Source organism: Rhizobacter sp. P2_H2 (assembly GCF_056403375.1).
Genome location: NZ_JBFUFP010001533.1, coordinates 1 through 946, shown reverse-complemented (window position 1 = coordinate 946; position 946 = coordinate 1). Strand labels below are relative to the sequence as shown.

Genomic DNA, 946 nt, shown 5'->3' with positions numbered 1-946 from the left:
GCTTCAGCCGCCGCTTCATCGCGTCGAAACCCGATCACGTCGCCATGACGTGGTCTCAGGGAGAGATGAAGATGAAGCGCAGAAACCTGTTGCTGGCCGCCTCCGGGGCTGCCGGCGTGACCCTCCTGCCGTTCGCGGCGTCGCGCGCCGCCGGGGCGCGAACCATCAGCTTCGGCCAGTCGGCGTCGCTGACCGGCGGCCAGGCCAGCTACGGCCGCGACGTGCAGAACGGCATCGCCGCCGCCTTCGCCGCGGCGAACACCACTGAAGCCGCCACCGGGCTTCACTTCGACCTGCAGACGCTCGACGACGGCGGCGTGCGCAGCCGCTGCATGAAGAACGTGATGCAGCTGGTCGAGGGCGGCTCGACCGCGCTGATCGGCCTGACCAGCGGTGCCGGCGCCGAAGCCTGCATGCCGGTGATCGAGGATGCGCAGATCGCGATGCTCGGCACCGCCAGCGGCAACATGGGCATCCGCGGCAGCCAGGTCAGCGGCGCCTTCCACGTACGCGCCGGCTACGACGCCGAGTACAAGCGCATGGTCGGCTACGTCAAGGATTTCGGCATGCAGCGCATCGGGGTCGTCTACCTGAACGACACCTCGAAGGCCAACATGGAGGCGATGAACGCCGCGCTGTCGGCGCTGTCCATCCAGCCCAAGGTGTCGATCGGCATCGACCGCAACGCCACGTCGTTCGACGGCGTCGCCAACGAGCTGCTGGCCGCGCGCCTCGACTGCGTGCTGTTCACCGCCAATGCGGGACCGGTCGGCAAGATCATCGACCACCTGGTGCGCGGCAAGTACGCCGGCCTGTTCTACGCCTCGTCCTTCGCGGGGCAGGACCTGATCGACACGCTGACCTCGCGCAAGCAGAGCTGCGTGATGAGCATGGTGGTGCCGCGGCCGACGCAGATGGGCGTCAACGTGGTCGCGCAATGCCAGCG

Annotated in this window: 1 protein-coding gene; it reads left to right on the top strand. The window is 68.3% G+C overall.

The window, feature by feature from the left end; all coding sequences use genetic code 11:
- Positions 1 to 71: 71 nt before the first annotated feature.
- Positions 72 to 946, top strand: an 875-nt coding sequence (locus AC1D15_RS34525) for an ABC transporter substrate-binding protein (RefSeq protein ID WP_477829621.1), incomplete at its 3' end; no start/stop codon positions are given.